We start from the raw sequence: 19,940 nt of genomic DNA, 5'->3' as shown, positions 1-19,940 counted from the left end.
AACTTTTAACCGGCAGATCGGCACTACGGCACTCCCCCTCTAATAAGAGGGCGGAGTAGCAGGGTCGCTCAGAACAATGGGGTTTCTATGTTATCCAAAGGGCACAACTCTCCCGCCCTTTCCTGCCAGCTCCCACCAGTTATCAGCACAACTCACCTCGAACCCACGTGCAACACAAAGTTCCGCTTGCCAACGCGAGGTCCCATTGCTGCCCACGCGTACGCCCTTTTGACGGCATAGATCTGAGAACGCTCTAACTTTTTTACTCACCAGTAGTAATCGTCTGTTGCTCAAGTCTGCACCGAATGCAGATGCAACGAACGCACGCAAGGGGATCGAGTGGACTCAATCCACCCGGGTGACCGCGTGCTGTCAGGAACTTTCTTTTGAATCGAGTTTGAACATGACGACATCTGAAATCCAATTTGACGCAGAGGACCTGCACTCCCTGCTGTGGCATCGCACGTTGGCTGATGACCACGGCAAAACGAAGATCGCCATCACTCAGCGCCAGGATGCCGTACAGGCACTGGAGCACATCGAGCGCCTGATGCCCAAGATTGCCCAAAGTGCCGGGCAATTGTTCCGGGTCGTTTCAGACAAGCCTAGTGCATGGCGCGTGTCTTCCTGTCCCTTGGGCCGCAGTCTCATGGGTCGCCTGTATTGCACTCACCAAAGGCTGGCCAGTCGCTTTCCGAAGCATGAGTTGCATCCCTACCTCAAGTTGTTCTTTGATTTGACAAGCATGGGGCAGGTTGGCGCGGATCTGCTGTACCGTCAGGTTGACGATGTCATGCCACTTGAGGCCGCTCAGGTGGTTTCCGACAAGCTCAATGCTTTCGTGGAGGCTGTGCGGTGGCACTGCAACAAGCCAGCGTTTCGCAAGGCCGTCAAAAGCTTCCAGCATGCGGCACGTCGAACTGAACGCAACGTCCAGAATTATGTTCGCGCTTTGTTTGAAGCGCACAGTCGCATGCTCGTGATTCGCATTGACCTCACCTACCAACACGACCTCATCGCTGAGCACGACACGTCAGACACGATCGGTTTTGAGACCGTCTACGCTCACAAGGGCCAGATTCTGAAGCACCTCAACAAGAAGTATGGCAAGGCCTTGTTGGGCTACGTCTGGAAGATCGAGTTCGGCTGGCTCAAGGGTTTTCATAACCACGTTTTGCTATTCCTGGATGCGAGGCTGCACATGCAGGACATCACCATTGCCATGACCATTGGTGAACACTGGAAAAACGAGGTGACCGGTGGCCAGGGGCTGTACTTCAACTGCAACGCGGACAAGAAGATCTACCAGCATTGCGGACTTGGCGAAGTGACGTATCACGATGTTGACGCCTTGCGTGGACTGCAGATGGCCGTGCGCTACATGTGCAAGTCCGATTTCCTGGTGCGGGGTGTGTTGCCCAAGGGAGCACGAGCAATGACCAAAGGCGGTATGCCGAAGAGAAAGGGTGAGAAGCGTGGGCAGAAGCGTCAACAGCAGATGGCGTGGCCGGACTGGAAATCGGTGAAGCTTGATCCCACGGGGACGCGGCATAAGAAGCCACGAGCGAAGCGTGGCATGTTGATGCAGACGGAGTTGGGTGGGTGAAGTTGAAGGGAACGGGGGCGTGGCTTCTTGAGAGGCCGCAGGAGGGCCGAAGGATCTCTCTGACCCCAACACCCACAACTCGACCGACGCAATGCGTTTGAGCGGGATTCAAGAGCCTTGTAGGGCCATTGCTACGGCGAGAAAACAAGGTAGCGCTGTCCATTCGTCTCGAAGGCGAAAGTTGGGCTGCTGCAACGGTTGGCAAGGTATCCTGCGGCCATCTTAAAACTTGTACCCTCACATGCAACGCACCTTACTGAAATCGAAGATCCATCGAGCCACCGTCACCCATTGCGAGCTTCACTACGAGGGGTCTTGTGCCATTGACGAAGACCTACTGGACGCAGCCAACCTGATGGAAAACGAGCAGATCCACATATGGAACATCAACAACGGCGAGCGCTTCATCACCTACGCCATCAAAGGCCAACGCGGCAGCGGCATGATCTCGGTGAACGGATCAGCAGCGCGACGAGCTGCGGTGGGTGACTTATTGATCATCGCGGCATTCGCACAGGTAGAGGAGTCTGAAGTTCACGCTCATCAACCTCAGCTGGTGTTTGTGGATGTACTCAACAAGCAAACTGAGTTGCGGCACGCAGTACCAACTCAGGCCGTTTGAATCGCAGGCGAGGGTGACATCCATCCTGGCACTTGGCCTGGTAGGTCTACGAAATCGACTGCTTCAGGCTGGTTGCGAACGGTCAGGCTGACGCTTTCCACTGTATGCGGTTGCCGATACCGGCCGTTGGGCGATGGGCGGCACGAGCGATCACGATTCGTCCAAAGCAGACGTCAGTCTGCACCTTGGGCGCAGGCGGGCTAGCGATGCACTACCACGGCTCGGATTTAGGGTTGGTGATTGATCGCCGACTCTGTCCCTGCCAAAGTCGCGAAGGCCCCCGCGGAGCGCGGCGCTCTGGAATGCGCCATACGTACGAAAATAGGCGTTGATGAAAATTCCAGAAGACCAACGTTGGGAGCAGACGCGCGCCGGAGCACGTGCCGGCCGCGGCTTCCGTTATCAGGATGCTGCCGCAGCCTTCCTACTTGTGGAGCAATGGAATCGGGGCATGTCTGCCCAACTCGTGCCTGAAGGTCTGGACGACCTGACGCTGTTCGTTGACAGAGTAGAGACTCGGATCCAGGCAAAGTCCATGCACGATCCGAAAGGCATGTTTCGCGCTATGCAACTCGCCGAGTACCTGGAGAAGACTGCGGCCCTACTGTCGCAGGAAGAATGGGTTCAAGGCAATGTGCGTATCGCTGTGATCCTTGAGCGCCCTGTCGTTGGCCTGGAGGCCAAGGGATTGGAGGTGCCTCTGTCATCGTACAAGGATGTTACTGTAGTCCGCCAGGCCCTGGACGCGCAGCGTCCCTCGGCGAGAAGCTTCACAGTGGAGCAGTTACTTGAGCGTTCATTTCTCTTGGTCGAGAGCACTCCAATTGAGTGCTGCGTTCAGCTCCTCACCGAAAAGCAAGGCGCGCCCGCCTTCGCCTGCAGGCTCGTGGCACAACAACTTCGGGTGGACGCCGGCCGCTGCTCCGATGAGAACTATTCCGTGAAGGCATCCAACGCCGCAAAAATAACGACTGCCGACGTGGCAGGGGCAATGGAGCGCGTTCTCCTCGCCACTCAGGAAGGTGGACTTCAGCGCGCCATCCAGGACGGCATCTGTGAAATCGTCGACTTCTCTATGAAGGTTCACGACGAAGCGTTCTACGCAGGCGTGAACGTAGTAGCTGGCCATGTCGCGGCCGGCCTGGTGTTCGAGCGTCCAGCCGTCACTGAGCAGGTCGAGACCGCTGTCGAAACCGGGAAAGCGACCCTCATCGCCGGCCAATCAGGCAGCGGAAAGTCGGCCAGCGCATGGCTGTATGCGAACTCTACGCGGCATGATGTGATCTGGTACAGAGTTGCGAGACTCGCGTCGAATGAGTCCGCTCTTTTGCTACGTCTTGCGAAGGCCAATGAGGCGAGTCGGACTCGCAGGGTTGGATTCATCCTTGACGACGTAGGCAGAAACTTCACCGACACTTGGGACGAGGTGGTTCGCATGGCTGGGGAGTCTGAAGGCGTCATCCTGATTGGCACGATTCGAGAAGAAGACCTCGATCTCCTGGCTGACCTTCGGAGCACCACAGTCGTCAGGCCACAGCTGGACGAGGAACTCGCGACTCGGCTTTTCACTCAGTTGCCCTCACATGAGGGGCGTCGCTTTCATCACTGGCGCGAACCATTCGAAGAGAGCAAGGGGCTTCTACTCGAATTCACGCACCTGGTGACCCAGGGAAAAAGGCTGGAGACGGTGCTTCGCGACCAGTTGCGCCAGCGCGTCAAGGATGCTCGCGACGATGAGCTATTGATCTTGCAGGCGGTCTCATTCGCCTCACGCTTCTCCGCAGCTATCGACAAGGAACGTCTACGCGAAAAAACTGGCCTGACCCCAATCGCATTTGCCAGAGCTCTAAACCGCTTGGTTCAAGAGCACGCCGTCGCGTTAGTGGGTGATGACTCCATCGGAGGGCTCCATGAAATCAGGTCACGGCACCTGGACATCCTGCTTCGTGAGATAACACATCAGACTGAGCTATCCTCTCTGCACCTTGCCCTGACGTGCATTAGATTCAAGGATCTCGCCAGCTTTATTGCCAGTCTCTATCGCGAGCTACCAACAGTTCATGACGCCGTAGTACAAGACTTGGCCTCCTTGCTCCCAGGCTCCAAGATTGAGGCTTGGACTGCGGCGCTTCACGGCTTGGGACTGGTCACCTGCGATCTCGTCGGCAAGGCCTGGATGGATATCTGCAAGGACGAGAAGATCGACGAACGCTTTGCACACATGGTATTCGGGCTCGCTATAGCGAATGCGAACCTGGAAGGGATGGAATTTTGGGAGAGGATTCGCGGTGCGATGAGCCGTTTCTCGGGCATCGGAATACCGGATAAGCGATTGCAGTTGTCAATGCAGCTCTCCAGCTCACCGCCACCTCCATCCTGGAGTTTGCAACAGGCGGTCGAACTCGCTGCTGCACTCATGCCCCTACATGGCACAACGCAACTGCCAGCCACCCCCCAGTGGCTGGTGAGCACTCCCTTCAGCGAGCCCGCATCGGCTTCACAGGTGCTTGGCTTCATCGGCGTGCTGCGCGAGTTGAACGAGCAACTTGCAGGCGAAGCTCTCACAACACAGGGCGGTTCGGCTCACCTACTCGAGAGATTGCACAGTGACACCGCTTGGCTGACGAAGCCCACCCTTGAAAACGATGACGGCGGTGTATTCGTCATCCGGGCCAACATCCGTCTGGTGAACGACGCCGTCCAGTCTAATCTGCACGAACGCGCGGTTTCAATCTGCGACATGCTCATTGCCGCCGAGCCGTTCGCGCAAGCGGCCGCTGTCTCCGCAGTGCTCGGAGATGGCAGCGTTCTGAAGGTGGGTGACTATCCCGTGGCTGACGTCCGATTAGACCGCAGCCGCATAGTCGTTCCGGCGCGGGTGGCTTGGAATCGGGCACAGCTTCGCAGCGTTCAGCAGGTTCAGGAGACGGACGGGGAAACGGCTCGTGCCAATAGCCTGGCGACAGCGCTAAGCGAGACGACTTCGAATTTGCGCCGTGCCGCAGAGTGCTTCTGTCGCTTGGAGCCAGCACCACAGAAGCTGCATGCGCTTGCTTCAATCCGACAGGTCCTTACAGGAATGATCCTCCCTGGTCGCATTCGCTCGTCCGTCTCCGGAGTTCTGGACCGAGGAAGTTACGACACGTCAGATGTCGTCGCCGATGTGGTGCAGGGAATCCAGGAAATCACAAAAGGCCTCGTGTCAGGGAAGGTCGAACACCCCCTGCTGAAGGCGATCAACACGATAGATATCTCAAACAAGATACGTGAGGTAGCGTCATCTGAGCTTTGGCGGTACACGGACTTGGCGAGCGACGTCGACTTCGAGGGCGGCGCACAGTTGCTCAAGGAGATTTCTTACGTGCTGGCGGACACCTACACGTGCCCCTCCGAGTCGTACTCAAGTAGAGCCGCGCTATCGAAGCGGTCACGCAAGCACTCAGCTCTTGGCGCCGCTAGTGCTCTGGCCCTCTCCCGTGCTCAAGGCCTGATTGAGGCGCGTCGTCAAGAGCTCGAAGTCCAGTTTCAAGGAGCTCAGCCCGGATGTGTGGTGGTGGCGCGCAATGACCCATTTGAGCACCTGTGGCCTCCCGCATCGTTCGCAATTCTTTTGCCGTGCAATGAAATCGTAGAGTTTTTTCAAGCGATTGAGCGCTTTGCAAGCGAGCACGCCTGGGATGGCCCTGACCACCGTGTAGCGGCTCCTTTGTTACGGGGGAAGGTCGCCGCTCGGTTTGCCGTGGGCGGAGTTTCGACTATGTTTCCCCAATTCGAGTTCACGAAAGAATGGCAAGCGCTGCTTCCATATCCTTTGCTCGATGACGTTGCGACTGCGGCATTCGACAGAATCCTTGGCGACTGCACCAGTATTTCTGCGGTGATGACGGGTCTTGATCGGGACCTGAACTCCGAGGAGGCGGACTACCTCAACGAACTCATGGCACCGCTTGAAGGTCGTGTGGAGAGTTTTCTGACGCTGAGAAAGGGCAACGACGATGAAGTAATAATAGCCGCGGGCCGGTTTCTCGCCGAGTGTGCGCAAAAGGTGATTTACCAGGCCCAAGAAAACGGTTCCGGCCCGTCCATTGCGCAGGACCAAGCCTCCCTCTTTCGCAACGAGATCAATGATTCGAACGCACAAGTGTTGATATACAGGCTGATGCTCGCAGATTGGGACGCTGCCTCCCAGCCAGTACAAGGAAACTAAAGATGAATGGGGCCACTTCTCCCATAATCGCGCTTTGATACAACGCTCTTTCGGCTCCGCCAATCTCAACATGCTAATGGCGGCAACGGGAAGCTACTGATAACCGAGCGATGGTGCGGCGCGTCCTCTGTTCTCAGAAAAAACTCAACAAGGAGGGCTGCATGCAGCTTCAGCAAATCGACGTCACCGGCGCGCGTCTCGTGGGCGCCATCACTAAGGAATTGGGCTTCGATGGCCCCAAGCACCATGCCGTAGTGCTCGGTCAAGGGATGTTCGACGGCATGGTCTACTTGGCAGAGCTGGTGAAGGGCGGATACCAGGTCGCGACGTTTGAAGATTTCCAGCGACGCTACGCCGCGAACGGCGATATCCGGGTAGAGCCCAATGCTGGGCCGCACAGTAACGTCGAGGTGGCAAAGAGGGCACTGACGGAGCTCAAGCAAGGTCAGGCGAAGTACGACCTCATAGCCAACAACTGCGAGTGCTTCGTCAACCGTGCGATGCACGGGCAGTCCACCAGCACCCAGGTAATCAATACGGCGATCGGTGTGCTGTTGGTCGCTGGACTCGCTTACCTCATCCGCAACTCTCGATAGGTTCCTCGAGGCATGCCACGGCGCCAGAGCTCGCAGCCTGAGTCTTCAGGCATTACCCGGCGGGAGCGTTTTTCTCATCTCACTGGCCAGTAACAAAGCCATTTTGGCTGTGCCCGATCAGTTCTGGTGGGAGTGTGTGAGGTACAGAACCAATTCTGACAAGCGTCACCTTCGTCCTGTGGTGCTGGGTGAGCGATTGATGGTCGTGAAGGGACGGTGGCCACGTCAGGGTGAGGTATGCGACATCATCGCCGGGCATCTGGAAGACTGACCCGATCCAGGCGAGTTGGCGACGAAGAGCCGGGATTTCAGGTAGCACGTCCGTGCATTGATCCCTTGCTGACTATTGGATTTTGCGCTAACTTCCGCTCATTCATATAGGGAGGGGCTCGCCAGCAAAGCTGGGAGTTGCACACGCAACTTATGGCGGCGGTCTAGAGCCTCACATAACGCTCAGCCGAGCGAAAAAAGAACAGGTTTGTGAGGCATGATTAATCCAGTAGCCGTTAATCCTATCGCGGGCGCAATAACTCTTCGATGCCTTGAACTTCGTCAGTTTCGTCGGCTGGCCGATGTGAAGGTGGATATCGACGAGAAGACAACCATTCTTGTTGGCGCAAATAACAGCGGTAAGACGTCCATCCTTGCCGCGTTGCGGCATTTCCTGTCAGATTCTTTCGCCTTTGGTGCCTACGACTTGAGTCTGTCGCAGTGGGCAAAGCTCCGCGCGCTGGGGAAGAAGTGGGAGGCGCTAACCGAGAATCCTATGACTGCGGCGGCTCCGGCGTTCGATTGGGATGACCAGTTGGCGGCACTGCGCGCCACCATGCCGACGCTCGATCTCTGGTTCAACGCTGAGGCCGGTATGTACCACTTTGTTGCGCCGTTCCTCTCAAAATTCAGTTGGAAGGGCGGCGCCGTTGGTTTGCGCCTTCGCCTCGAACCTGCGTCTGATGCCGAAGGGCTACGAGAGCTCGCCTGGGCTTACAACCAAGCGAGGACACCGGTGAAGGATATGGGTGAGAAATCGCTGGCCTGGCCCGTCGACCTCATCGACTTTTGGTTGCATGAGCCAAAGCGGCTTGGATCTGTCCGCGTGTACAAGCTGGACGCAGAAAATAACCCTCTTGAAGGCCATGCGACTTATGCGCAGCAGGCGCTCGACGCAGATGCTGCGCCTATCGACAGGAAGCACCTCACGAAGCTGATTCGTGTCGACTTTGTCGCCGCTCAGCGTGGTCTTGGGAGCGAGGAGGCTGAATCACGCTCGACTTCAGGGATTCATCGGGCTGGCCTCTTCTCCAACCAGTTACTCAAGTTCGCTCGAGACCATCTGAAGGTGGCGTCCACGGGTCATGGCCATCGGGCGGACCTCATCCAGGCAGTGGCGGAAGCGCAGCAGGCACTCGATGCGAAGATCGAAGAGGCAATTGCGCCGTCGGTCGCGGAGGTCCGAGAGCTTGGCTATCCAGGGTTACATGACCCGCAGGAAATCCGCTTCCGCACGCGAATCCAAACCGCCGACTTGTTGGACCACTCGACTGCCGTCCAGTACGGAATCGGTAAGGGGGCCACAGACGAGTTTCTCCCTGAGTTCTCCATCGGTCTCGGCTATCAGAACCTCCAGTCACTGAGCTACCAGCTCGTGTCGTTCAAGGCCGCGCGGCTAAGCCCAGAGAAGGGCTCACCGCCGCCGGTGCACTTTGTGATGATTGAGGAGCCGGAGGCGCACTTGCATGTACAGGTGCAGCGAATCTTCCCGGGGAAAGCGCACCAACTCATCAGTCCGACCCTGGTGGAGGCGCCAGGACTCAAAAGCCAATTGCTCATCAGCACGCACTCAAGTCACCTCGCCCATGCCGAGAACTTCGACCGGCTTCGCTATGTGCGCCGGGTACCGAAGGCCGAAGGCGCAGTGATGCCGACCACGGAGGTGGTGAACCTGGGGTCGGTTTTCGGTACGGACGTCTCGACCCGAAAGTTCGCCGAGCGCTACTTCCGAGTACAGCACACGGACCTACTGTTCGCGAACGCAGCAATCTTTGTGGAGGGCGTGGCAGAGCGCATGCTAGTGCCGCTGTTCATTGAGCGCCAGTTCAGTGGCCTGAGTTCTAAGTACGTTTCGTTCCTAGACATCGGGGGCAGTCATGCTCACAGACTCCAGCCACTGGTTGAGAAGCTTCGCATTCCTACGGTCGTAATCACCGATGCCGACCCCGTGGAGGTGAAGAAAAGCGATAAGAACCCGAAGAAGACCGTGAGAGTCGCGGTGGCTAACCTTGGGCAGGCCGGCCTCGAATGCGGAAATGCGACCTTGCGCAAATGGCATCCACAGCTTCAAATGCTGGAGGAAATGAAGGCTCCCACTGCCAAGCAACTGGTGTGGTCGGAGAAGGGCTGTTCCGTGCGCTTCGCTTGGCAGCTTCCTGTCGATGAGGCAGACGGGAGTTGGCCAAGCTCGTTCGAGGACTCGCTGATTCTCACCAATCACAAGTGGTTTGCGGAGCTTGCTGCCGCCGGCGCGGTTGGCGCCGTAGGTGGGGTTGGCGCCGTAGGTGGGGTTGGCGCCGTAGGTGGGGTTGAGCTCCCAACGAGCGGGCTGACGGATGTGGCCGAACTCGTGGCAGAAGGAAAGTCGTTCCCAGAGTTGGTCGAAGCGCTCCATCTCCTGATGCACAAATCCCTGAACAAGGGCGAGTTCGCAGCCAGCGTCTTCGAGCAGGTCGCTGGCGGCGCTCAAATCGCGTGCCCCAAGTACATCGCAGATGCCCTGCAATGGCTCCAGGCGCAGCTTGAACCGAATCCGGACCTGATGACATGAGCGCGGACATTAACGATCCGGGGAACGAACTCGATGCCGGCGTCGTCGAGGAGATTTGTGGCTACCTCACCGAGCAACCCCCACGGAGCTTCTTTCTGTTCGCGGGTGCCGGCTCTGGAAAGACGCGCACGTTGGTCGAGGTCCTGCGCCGCCTCACAGGGGTGACACCTCACGAGGCTGGCGGGAAAATCGCTCGCAGTCTGCGACTGGCTGGCCGATCCATTCGGGTAGTGACCTACACCAAGAATGCCGTAGCGGTCATCAACGGCCGACTTGGCGACAATGACCTGGTCAAGGTCTCGACGATTCACAGCTTCTGCTGGGAACTCATCGAAGGCTTCAACAGCGACATCAGGGAAGCTCTCATCGCGGTCGCGCAGGCCAAGCTTGAAAGGGACCGTGCGGCGGCAGCGGCGAAGCCCAAGGGCATCAGTGACAAAGACCGAGTCGATTTCGCTGAGATTGAGGCCGTCATTGAGGCATATCGTCAGACGTCCTCCTTCAGATATCACCCTGACAAGAACCTCTATGGAGCCGGTGCCATCCAACATACGCATGTGCTCAACGCAACCGCTTGGATTCTGCTAAATAAGCCGACGCTGCGAAGGATTCTTCAAGACCGTCATCCGGTTGTGCTTATCGACGAGTCGCAAGATACGATGAAGTCGATGCTCAACGCGCTCATGATTCTTGCCGAGCCGCGTGGAGCGGGCTTGACTCTTGGTCTTCTGGGTGATCATCGACAGCGCATCTTCAGCGACGGCTATGAAGACCTGCCAACCCTCGTGCCAGAAGGTTGGGCAAAGCCGGAGCTGCAAATGAACCATCGCAGCCAGCGTCGCATCGTGGATCTGATAAATCGTGTCTGGGAAGCCAAGCTGGAGGGGCGAACGCAGCCGGCTAACGGTGTTGTGCAGCGGCCTCGAACTGAAAAAGACAGGGGTACGGTTCGCATCTTCGTTGGGAGCACCGCGCTCACGGGGGACGACAAGGCCAAGCTGGAGAACTGGTGTGCAGAACAGATGGCAGATGCTACGCAGGTTGAAGATTGGCGTGATGGCAACTACCAGTTGCTGGCGCTTGAGCACAAGTTGGTTGCCACGCGGGGCTCTTTTCTCAACGTCTACCAAGCCATGGAGCTGCTTGACCCGAATGCAGCGGCTCCCGTCGGAAGCGGCGAGAACAAAGGACCGTCGGCAGCGCGTCTCCTCTTGGACGAACTAGCTGGCCTCGCTCGATGTGTCAGGCCAGACGGGTCGATAGATGAGTCTGCGGCCACCGACCTACTGCGTCACTATGGAAGCCTCGATGGGCTGCCTGTTGATATGCAGCTACGAAATACGCGAATTCAGGAGATGCATGCGAGCATCCTTGAATTCGCTAAGGGTGTGAGCAACCCCGACTCGACTGTGAGAGAGGTGCTTTCACCGATTCTCGCGGCGCGACTTTTTGACGTGGACTCTCGACTCGGGGATGCCTTCGCCGACAAATCTCCTCCTCCCCCGGCTCCGATACCGCGAAAGGAAAAGGAGACTACGGAAGCTCGAATCCGTCGCGGGTGGTGTGCACTTTTCGTGGCTCCGTGGCGAGAGCTGGAGCGGTATCGCCGGTACTTGGCCGGCGAATCCGAGCTGGCCACCCACAGAATTGTGAAGGGGTCTGAGTTCCACCATGTGATGGTGGTGATGGACGACCAACAGGCTGGAACTCACCAGATCTCCTACGACAAGCTGTTTGGGGCTAAGTCTCTTAGCGATACCGACCTGAAGCACGCAGAGAATGGCAAGGAGACGACCATCGATAGAAGTCTACGGCTGCTCTATGTCACTTGCAGTCGAGCGAAAGAGTCGCTCGCGCTGGTGCTCTGGTCGGAAGCGCCCCACGAGGCGCTGAAGAGGATTCGGGGCAGCGGTTGGTTTGAGGCGCACGAAGTGCAGGCGATTCAACCTATATAAGTAAGGCTGCCATGCGGCTTGCCCTAAACGGTCGCCTGCTTAGGGTCGGCAGCGCACCTCGGCAGCATCATGTAGCAGCGGTTATCTGCAATGCCAACAGGGCAAGCTTTCCAGGAGACATATACCGGCAGTTTGGTAGCGTCCTGCGATGTGCCACTGCTGTTGATGTCGAGCGTCTGCTTCCCAGCTGATACCGTGAGTTCAGCGGAAGCCGGCGACCGACAGCTCCCGCTGCACAACAGTCCATCGAAACGAATCAATGCGAGGCATCCGGAAGCCTTGCTTAACCCCAACCTTACGTCATAAAGCCCGGCGCGAAGCCGGGCTATATGACCTTCGACGCGCAGAGCAACACTCGGAATCTGGCTACACAGTGGCTACACGGCCCATGAAAACAAAAATCCCGCTATTGTTTAGATAGCGGGATTTCTTTATGCAGCTTGGTAGGGCGTGAGGGACTTGAACCCGCGACCAAAGGATTATGAGTCCTCTGCTCTAACCAACTGAGCTAACGCCCCCCAACCTGAGCCCGTGACCGGGTCAGGATCTTTGTATTGTAAGAGGCTACTTGTTGTGGCTCAGGGCGTTGGTGACCAATTTCGCTGTGATGTCGACGATCTGGATCATGCGGTCGTAGGGCATGCGGGTGGGGCCGATGACGCCGAGGGTGCCTACGATCTGGCCGTCGACTTCGTACGGTGAACTGACGACCGACAGCTCTTCGAAGGGTACGGTTTTGCTTTCGCCACCGATGAAGATGCTCACGCCGTCGGCCTGGCTGGAGATATCGAGCAGGCGCATGAGCTGGGTTTTCTGCTCGAACAGGTCAAAGGCCCGTCGCAGGTGACCCATGTCGCCCGAAAAATCGCTGACCGACAGAAGGTTGCGCTCACCCGAGATGACCACCTCGTCCTGGGCCTGGGTGAGTGCGTCTGAACTGACATTGACGGCCGCCTGCATGAGCGCCGCGATTTCGGCGCGCAGGCTTTCGACTTCGCCCTTGAGTCGTTCGCGCACCTGTTCGATGGCCAGACCGGCATAGTTGGCGTTGAGGAAGTTGGCCACTTCCAGCAGTTGAGACTGGGTGTAGTCGGCCTCGGTGAAGATGACGCGGTTTTGCACGTCGCCGTCGGGCGAGACGATGATCACCAGCAGGCGGCGATCAGACAGGCGCAGAAACTCGATGTGGCGAAACACCGAGGTGCGCCGGGGGGCCATGACCACGCCCACAAACTGGGACAGGTTGGACAGCAGGTGGGCCGCATTGGCGATCACCTTCTGGGGTTGCTCAGGGGCCAGCTGGGGCGTCAACAATTGTTCACGCTGTACTGTCAACATGGTGTCCACAAACAGCCGATACCCCCGCGCCGTGGGAATGCGACCGGCCGAGGTGTGGGGGCTGGCGATCAGGCCCAGGTCCTCGAGATCGGACATGACGTTGCGGATGGTGGCCGCCGACAATTCCAGGCCCGAAGCCTTGGACAGCGTGCGCGATCCGACCGGCTGGCCATCAGCGATATAGCGCTCGACCAGAGCTTTCAACAACAACTTGGAACGGTCATCGAGCATGGCGCAATTTTAATGATGTAATTTATCGAATGAAGTCCAAATTCCACCACGTTGCCCTGATCGGCAAGTACCAGACTCATGGGCCTGGCGCCAATGCCGTCAACTCGCGTGAGGTGCTGGATGACATCGCGCATTTTCTGGCCCGCCAGGGCTGTGAGGTGGTGCTGGAAAGCGAGACCCAGGCTAACACGGGCCTGGGCTCCTATGCCACGCTGACTGTCGAAGAAATCGGCGCCCGCTGCGATCTGTGCCTGGTAGTGGGTGGCGATGGCACCATGCTGGGCATCGGGCGCAGGCTGGCCTGCCATGGAGTGCCCTTGATCGGCATCAACCAGGGGCGGCTGGGTTTCATCACCGACATTCCCCTGGAAAACTACCAGACCACGCTGCGCCCCATGCTGCGGGGTGAATACGAAGAAGACCATCGCAGCCTGATGCATGCGCAGGTGATGCGTGATGGCCACGTGGTGTTTGATGCCCTGGCACTGAACGATGTGGTGGTCAACCGGGGCGGCACCTCGGGCATGGTCGAGCTGCGGGTGGAGGTGAACGGTCATTTTGTGGCCAATCAGCGGGCTGATGGCCTGATCATTGCCTCACCCACCGGCTCCACGGCTTATGCGCTGTCGGCCGGCGGGCCCTTGATGCACCCGTCGATCCCGGGCTGGATCCTGGTGCCGATTGCGCCCCACACGTTGTCCAACCGGCCGATTGTGCTGGCCGACACGGGCGAGGTGGCGATCGAGATCGTGAGCGGGCGCGATGTGAGCGCCAATTTCGACATGCAATCGCTGGCCTCGCTGATGCTGGGCGACCGGATCATCGTGCGCCGCTCGGTGCACCGGGCCCGGTTTCTGCACCCGCGCGGCTGGAGCTACTTTGACACCCTGCGCAAGAAAATGCACTGGAACGAGGGAGGTTCCTGACCGTGGCGCTCAAACGCATAGCCCTTCGCGACTTCGTGATCGTGGAGCAACTCGAACTGGACCTGGCATCGGGTTTCACGGTGCTCACCGGCGAGACCGGTGCGGGCAAGTCGATCTTGATTGACGCGGTGCAACTGACGCTGGGCGCCCGGGCCGATGCCACGGTGGTGCGTGACGGCGCGGCGCGCGCCGACCTGTGTGCCGAGTTTGACCTGACCCCCGAGGTGCGCCACTGGCTGGAGGAAGCCGCCCTGGAGGGCGACGACCAAAGCCTGTTGCTGCGCCGCACGGTGGACGCCCAGGGCAAGAGCCGGGCCTGGATCAACGGTACGCCGGCCACCGCCACCCAATTGCGCCAACTGGGCGATCTGCTGCTCGACATTCATGGCCAGCATGCTTGGCAAAGCCTGACCCGCCCCGAGTCGGTGCGCAGTCTGCTGGATGCCTATGCCCAGATTGACAGCCGGGCCATGCAGACCACCTGGCAACAATGGCGCACGGCGTTGGGTGCCCTTGAGCACGCCCGCGCCGCCCAGGCCACGCTGCTGCGCGAGCACGAGCGCCTGACCTGGCAGATCGGCGAACTGGACAAACTAGCCCCTGGGGTTGATGAGTGGGACGAACTGAGCAATCAGCACACCCGCCTGTCCCACATGCACACCTTGCTTGAGGCCGCTCAGGGTGCCGTTGAAACACTGGAGGGCGAGGATGCCGGCGCCCTGGCCCTGCTGGCCCGCGCCCAGGCACGCCTGCAAGACCATGAGCACCTGGAGCCCGAATTCAAGGCGATCGCTGATGTGCTGGCCTCCAGCCTGGCCCAGGCCGAAGATGCGGCGCACTCGCTCAACGCCTGGCTGCGCCGCACCGACCTCGACCCCGACACCCTGGCCGAACTGGACCACCGCCTGACGCAGTGGATGGGCCTGGCGCGGCGCTACAAGCGCCCCCCGGCGGATCTGCCCGCCCTGCTGGCTGACTGGAAGCGAGAGTTGCAGACGCTGGACGCCGCGGCCGATCTCGACAAGCTTGAAAGCGCAGCCGCGCAAACCGAAAAAGCCTTTCTGGCCGAGGCACGGCAGGTTTCGCGCCAACGTGCCGTGGCCGCGCCCCAACTGTCGCGAGCCATTACCGCCGCCATGCAGTCGCTGGGCATGAAGGGGGGGCGCTTTGAGGTGGCCCTGCCCGCAGCCAGCAGCCCAGGGGCCTGCGGACTGGAAGACGTCGAGTTTCTGGTGGCCGGCCATGCCGGCACCACGCCACGGCCCGTGGGCAAGGTGGCCTCGGGCGGCGAGCTGTCGCGCATTGCCCTGGCGATTGCCGTCACCACCAGTCGCCTGGGCCAGGCTCAGACGCTGATTTTTGACGAGGTGGATTCAGGTGTGGGCGGCGCCGTGGCACAGACCGTGGGCCAACTGATGCGGCAACTGGGCCAGGACCGGCAGGTGCTGGCCGTGACCCACCTGGCCCAGGTGGCGGCCTATGCGCACCAGCACCTGCAGGTGTCCAAGCTGTCGGGGCCCCGTGGCACCCGCAGCAGCGTGGCCCCCATCGCTGGCGGCACCCGCGTCCAGGAGGTGGCACGCATGCTGGGCGGCGATGTGCAATCGGCCGCCTCGCTGGCGCATGCCCGCGAGATGTTGGACCTGGTGCCACCGGGCGCGCTGCCGGAACCCGTTGTCGCGGCAGTGCCGGTGACGCGCAAGAAAAGGGCCTGAACCATGGAAATCGTCCTCATCACCGGCATGTCGGGCTCGGGCAAATCGGTGGCGCTGCATGCGCTCGAAGACGCCGGCTTCTACTGCGTGGACAACCTGCCCCCCGAGTTGCTGCAGCCTCTGGTGGCCCTGGAGCAAGAGCACCACGCCCACAAGCTGGCCATCGCCATGGATGTGCGCAGCGCCACCTCGCTGCCCCAGGTGCCGCAACAGCTGCGTGCGCTGCGCGACGCCGGCATCACGGTGCGGCCCCTGTTTCTGGACGCCACCACCGACATCCTGGTGCGGCGCTACTCGGAAACCCGGCGCCGCCACCCGCTGTCGCAGGGGGCCACGCAAGAGCGCGCCCTGGTTCAGGCCATCGAACTTGAGCGCGAACTGCTGGCCGACCTGCGTGAGCAGGCCCATGTGATCGACACCAGCTTCATCCGGGCGGCCCAGCTGCAGCGCCATGTCAAGGACCTGGTCTCAGCGCCAGCCAGCCAGCTGACGCTGGTGTTCCAATCCTTCGCATTCAAGCGCGGCATTCCGGTAGATGCCGATTTTGTATTTGACGTGCGCATGCTGCCCAACCCGCACTACGAGCCTGAACTGCGCGCCTTGACCGGCAAGGACCCCGCGGTGGCCGATTACCTGGCGGCCAGCCCTCCGGTGCGCGAGATGCAGCGCCAGGTGGCCGAGTTTGTGGCCAATTGGCTGCCCTCGATGGCCAGCGATCACCGCAGCTACGTCACCGTGGCCGTGGGCTGCACTGGGGGCCAGCACCGCTCGGTGTACCTGGTGGAGCAACTGTCACGGCATTTCGCGACCGACTGGGTCACCCTGAGCCGGCACCGCGAACTCGACAGTCACTGAGCCTCAAGCAGGCGCCGCACTGGCGTGGGCAGGCCCAGCGCAGGCCAGTCGGCGGCCGCTACCCAACGCCCCTCCAGGCCTGGCACCGGGGGCTGATCGGCCTGGGCACAGCGCCATTGAACCGGGTGCAGGTACAGATCGCGGTGGGTGAGCACATGCAGAAAAGCCGGCAGTGCCTGCACCGAGGTGCCAGCCGGGCTGATCGGCAATGCGGCCTCGCTGTCGAAAACGGGCAGGCATTCCAATTCGGCCCAAATGCCTTTTTGCGGGCGACGCTGCAGCCAGACCTGGCCCTGCGGGCCCACTGGCCACAACAACCACCAGCTTTCGGCACGCCGTTTGAGTTTGCGGGTACGCACCGGATACCGTTCGGGCTCGCCCTCGGCCAGGGCCCGGCAGGTACCCTGCAGCGGGCACAGCAGGCAGGCCGGCTTGCGCGTGGTGCAGACCGTGGCCCCCAGGTCCATCAGGCCCTGGGTGTAGGCCGGCATGTCGGGTGAACGGCCAGCATCATCTGGGGCCGGCGCGTCGGGCAGCAGGGCCGTGGCCAGATCCCACAGGCGGCGCTCGTGGGCCGCCACGGCCAGGTCATCGCCAAAGCCCAGCGCCCGGGTCAATACCCGCTTCACGTTGCCATCCAGGATCGCCACCCGCTCTTCAAAACAGAAGGACGCGATCGCTGCCGCCGTCGAGCGGCCAATGCCCGGCAAAGTGGTCAGCAACTCGGCGCTGCGCGGAAACGCGCCGCCGTGCAGGCTCATCACCTGGCGGGCACAGGCATGCAGGTTGCGCGCCCGGCTGTAGTAGCCCAGGCCACTCCACAGGCCCAGCACCTCGTCCTGTTCGGCCGCGGCCAGCGCAGCCACGTCGGGAAAGCGCGCCAGAAAGCGGTCAAAGTAATCCAGCACGGTCGACACCTGCGTCTGCTGCAGCATGATTTCCGACAGCCAGACCCGATACGGGTCGCGGGTGTTTTGCCAGGGCAGATCATGGCGCCCATGCTCGCGCTGCCAACGGACGACCCGTTGGGCCAGTGTTTCAGTCATTTGCTCACCCGGTGATGGTTTCAGGGCGCTGGGGAACCTGGTCGACCGCTTCGAGCAGGTCCTGGGTCAGGCCCTGCAGCTGGCGCGACTGGCGCTCAAGCTGCTGTTCACTGGCCTCGATTTCGGCAATCCGGTCGGCCAGGCTGGTGGCCGCCTGCTGGATGCGATCGATCGCCTCCAGCCGACGGATGAAGCTGCGGCGGCGCTCGCGCACCTGGGCGTCCATTTGCGCCATGGCGGCCCGGCTCCAGAGCTCCAGGTCGTTGGCGGCCGATTCAAGCACCACGCGCAGGCGCGTGCCCAGGGCTCGCACCAGGCGCTCGCCAAACGCCGGCTGCGCCAAGCGCAGCACGTTGCCCAGGCTCAGGTACTGCAGGTGATTGCTCTCGATCCGCAGCAGCTCGGCTTCATAGCGGGTCATGTCGGGCGCGGTGGGCACCTGCAGCGAAAAGCCATATTCGGCATTGAACTGCTTGAACGAGCTCGACAACATGGTCTGCAACTCGCCGCTGGCACTGATGGCGCTTTTCAGCACCCGGCGCAATTCGGCAAAGGTGTCCAGATAGGCCTTGCGCGCGCCCAGCTTGATGCCGGGCTGGCGCAGCGCCTGCGCCAACTGGCTGAGGATGATCTTGAGGTTGCTGGCCGACAGCGTCTGCAAAGCCTCGCGCTGCAGCTTCAGGTGCACCGATTTGACGGCCTGCACACGGGCATTGCTTTCGTCGAACTCACCCTGCTCCTGCTCGATCCGGATGCGCATGCCATGGATCACCGAGGCATTCTTGCCGCGCAGGCCATTGAGTTCGAGCATCTGCTCGGCCAGGTCGCGACGGCGGATGTTGAACACGCGCCCCAGCTCGGTTCGCAAGTCCCCCACGCCCTGCGCCACCGCCTGCTGAAGAATCGCACGGCGACTGCCCAGCAGGCCCTGACCCAGCGCGTCTTCCAGCGCCGGCAGGCGGCTGGCCGCCAGCAAGGCCGCATCGTTCGACACCTTGGCCACCAGCCCCTTCTGGGCCGACACGGCCAGCACCTGCTCGACCGGCACGCCCAGCATCTCAGCCGACTGGGCACGCTGGCGCTGGATCTGGGCCTCGATCTGCTCGGGGCTGCTCAAGGCATCCCACAGGGTGTCGATCTTGTTGAGCACCACCAGGCGCGACACCGACGACCCCTCGGGGGGCGCCAGGTGATCGCGCCACATGGTGAGGTCGGAGCGGGTCACGCCGGCATCGGCGGCCAGGATGAACACCACGGCGTGCGACTGCGGGATCAGGCTGACCGTCAACTCGGGCTCGGCCCCCACCGCGTTCAGCCCCGGGGTGTCCAGGATCACCAGGCCCTGCTCCAGCAAGGGGTGCGCCAGGTTGATCAGTGCATGGCGCCAGCGTGGCACCTCGATCAGGCCTGCCGCATCGGGCAAGGGGTTGTCTTCGGGGGTTTCGTCATGCCAGAAGCCCAGGGCACGCGCCTCGTCCTGGGTGACCCGGATCACATCCGAGACTTTCTCAAGGGTTTGCGCCAGCGCTTCGGGGTCTTGCAGGTCAAGGTCGATGCGAGTCCACTGCGCGGGCCGTTCGCGCCATTCGGCCAACGCCAGGGGTTCAAGCCGCGTCTGCACCGGCAGCAGCCGCAGGCAGGCCGGCAGATCCGGCTCGTAGCCCAGTTCGGTCGGGCACATGGTGGTGCGCCCCGCGGCAGCCGGCATGATGCGGCGCCCGTAGCCGGCAAAGAACAAGGCGTTGATCAGCTCAGATTTGCCGCGAGAAAACTCGGCCACAAAGGCCACGGTGACCTTGTCGGCGCGCACCTGGGCCTCCAGGCGCTGCAGTTGGCCCTGCACGGCGGCATCTGCCAGGCGGTGCGTGCGCGCCCATTCGCCCAGCTGCTTCAGGCGCAGCGCAAAATCACGCCGCCAAGCCCCATGCTGGTCGAATTGTTCATTGAAAGTTGTGCCCACGGCGGCCCCGAAACGATGTGCGATTGACTATAGCATCGGCCCCTGTTGCGCCAAGGCTCATG

The 19,940-nt window shown here is 60.7% G+C and carries 12 protein-coding genes and 1 tRNA gene; 9 read left to right on the top strand and 4 right to left on the bottom strand.

Features of this window, described 5'->3' with window-relative positions:
• Nucleotides 1-403 precede the first annotated feature (403 nt).
• The 6 genes from AC07VS_RS01355 (at nt 404) to AC07VS_RS01330 (ending at nt 11,807) form a co-directional block, all read left to right on the top strand.
• A complete protein-coding gene (locus AC07VS_RS01355; protein WP_494749999.1) occupies nt 404-1,606 on the top strand; it encodes a YagK/YfjJ domain-containing protein in 1,203 nt (400 codons plus the stop codon).
• 241 nt (nt 1,607-1,847) lie between these two features.
• Nucleotides 1,848-2,228 carry an aspartate 1-decarboxylase gene (gene panD, locus AC07VS_RS01350; protein ID WP_494749998.1) on the top strand — a complete coding sequence of 127 codons (381 nt, stop codon included), beginning with the start codon at nt 1,848-1,850 and terminating at the stop codon, nt 2,226-2,228.
• Between the two features lie 331 nt (nt 2,229-2,559).
• Nucleotides 2,560-6,435, top strand: a complete 3,876-nt coding sequence (locus AC07VS_RS01345) for a hypothetical protein (protein ID WP_494749997.1) — start codon at nt 2,560-2,562, stop codon at nt 6,433-6,435.
• A gap of 161 nt (nt 6,436-6,596) precedes the next feature.
• The gene (locus AC07VS_RS01340) at nt 6,597-7,031 is read left to right on the top strand and encodes a lecithin retinol acyltransferase family protein (RefSeq protein WP_494749996.1); all 435 of its coding nucleotides are present in this window, start codon (nt 6,597-6,599) and stop codon (nt 7,029-7,031) included.
• Nucleotides 7,032-7,518: 487 nt separating this feature from the next.
• Nucleotides 7,519-9,852: an AAA family ATPase gene (locus AC07VS_RS01335; RefSeq protein ID WP_494749995.1), complete on the top strand. Its 2,334-nt coding sequence runs from the start codon at nt 7,519-7,521 to the stop codon at nt 9,850-9,852.
• The gene (locus AC07VS_RS01330) at nt 9,849-11,807 is read left to right on the top strand and encodes a UvrD-helicase domain-containing protein (RefSeq protein WP_494749994.1); all 1,959 of its coding nucleotides are present in this window, start codon (nt 9,849-9,851) and stop codon (nt 11,805-11,807) included. Before AC07VS_RS01335 ends, AC07VS_RS01330 begins: the two co-directional genes overlap by 4 nt.
• 441 nt (nt 11,808-12,248) lie before the next feature.
• Here AC07VS_RS01330 and AC07VS_RS01325 read toward each other — a convergent pair.
• Together AC07VS_RS01325 and hrcA are read right to left on the bottom strand one after the other, a co-directional pair.
• A tRNA-Ile gene (locus AC07VS_RS01325) sits at nt 12,249-12,325 on the bottom strand.
• Between the two features lie 46 nt (nt 12,326-12,371).
• On the bottom strand, nt 12,372-13,376 hold the full coding sequence (gene hrcA / locus AC07VS_RS01320; RefSeq protein WP_492347199.1) for a heat-inducible transcriptional repressor HrcA: 1,005 nt from the start codon (nt 13,374-13,376) through the stop codon (nt 12,372-12,374).
• A gap of 29 nt (nt 13,377-13,405) precedes the next feature.
• Here hrcA and AC07VS_RS01315 point away from each other — a divergent pair, with 29 nt between their 5' ends.
• From AC07VS_RS01315 to rapZ, 3 genes are read left to right on the top strand one after another with little or no spacing between them, the layout of a single operon-like run.
• Complete coding sequence (locus AC07VS_RS01315; RefSeq protein WP_494656657.1) at nt 13,406-14,302, top strand: NAD kinase; 897 nt, start codon at nt 13,406-13,408, stop codon at nt 14,300-14,302.
• Nucleotides 14,303-14,304: 2 nt separating this feature from the next.
• A complete protein-coding gene (gene recN / locus AC07VS_RS01310) occupies nt 14,305-16,017 on the top strand; it encodes a DNA repair protein RecN (RefSeq protein WP_494749993.1) in 1,713 nt (570 codons plus the stop codon).
• Nucleotides 16,018-16,020: 3 nt separating this feature from the next.
• Complete coding sequence (gene rapZ, locus AC07VS_RS01305) at nt 16,021-16,872, top strand: RNase adapter RapZ (RefSeq protein ID WP_492347202.1); 852 nt, start codon at nt 16,021-16,023, stop codon at nt 16,870-16,872.
• Here rapZ and mutY read toward each other — a convergent pair.
• On the bottom strand, nt 16,866-17,918 hold the full coding sequence (mutY, locus tag AC07VS_RS01300; RefSeq protein WP_494749992.1) for an A/G-specific adenine glycosylase: 1,053 nt from the start codon (nt 17,916-17,918) through the stop codon (nt 16,866-16,868). The two genes, rapZ and mutY, sit on opposite strands and share 7 nt — an antisense overlap.
• 4 nt (nt 17,919-17,922) lie before the next feature.
• Entirely contained in the window at nt 17,923-19,878 is a 1,956-nt protein-coding gene (locus AC07VS_RS01295) for a dynamin family protein (RefSeq protein WP_492347204.1), read from the bottom strand.
• Nucleotides 19,879-19,940: the final 62 nt, after the last annotated feature.

It is taken from the genome of Curvibacter sp. GW821-FHT01G03 (assembly GCF_059422285.1).
This window is presented reverse-complemented; position numbering and strand designations above follow the sequence as displayed.

What these genes read in the sequence shown, in the direction of transcription:
- AC07VS_RS01355 (WP_494749999.1), top strand. Translation starts at nt 404, where the DNA reads ATGACGACATCTGAAATCCAATTTGACGCAGAGGACCTGCACTCCCTG.
- panD (WP_494749998.1), top strand. Translation starts at nt 1,848, where the DNA reads ATGCAACGCACCTTACTGAAATCGAAGATCCATCGAGCCACCGTCACC.
- AC07VS_RS01345 (WP_494749997.1), top strand. Translation starts at nt 2,560, where the DNA reads ATGAAAATTCCAGAAGACCAACGTTGGGAGCAGACGCGCGCCGGAGCA.
- AC07VS_RS01340 (WP_494749996.1), top strand. Translation starts at nt 6,597, where the DNA reads ATGCAGCTTCAGCAAATCGACGTCACCGGCGCGCGTCTCGTGGGCGCC.
- AC07VS_RS01335 (WP_494749995.1), top strand. Translation starts at nt 7,519, where the DNA reads ATGATTAATCCAGTAGCCGTTAATCCTATCGCGGGCGCAATAACTCTT.
- AC07VS_RS01330 (WP_494749994.1), top strand. Translation starts at nt 9,849, where the DNA reads ATGAGCGCGGACATTAACGATCCGGGGAACGAACTCGATGCCGGCGTC.
- hrcA (WP_492347199.1), bottom strand. Translation starts at nt 13,376, where the DNA reads ATGCTCGATGACCGTTCCAAGTTGTTGTTGAAAGCTCTGGTCGAGCGC.
- AC07VS_RS01315 (WP_494656657.1), top strand. Translation starts at nt 13,406, where the DNA reads ATGAAGTCCAAATTCCACCACGTTGCCCTGATCGGCAAGTACCAGACT.
- rapZ (WP_492347202.1), top strand. Translation starts at nt 16,021, where the DNA reads ATGGAAATCGTCCTCATCACCGGCATGTCGGGCTCGGGCAAATCGGTG.
- mutY (WP_494749992.1), bottom strand. Translation starts at nt 17,918, where the DNA reads ATGACTGAAACACTGGCCCAACGGGTCGTCCGTTGGCAGCGCGAGCAT.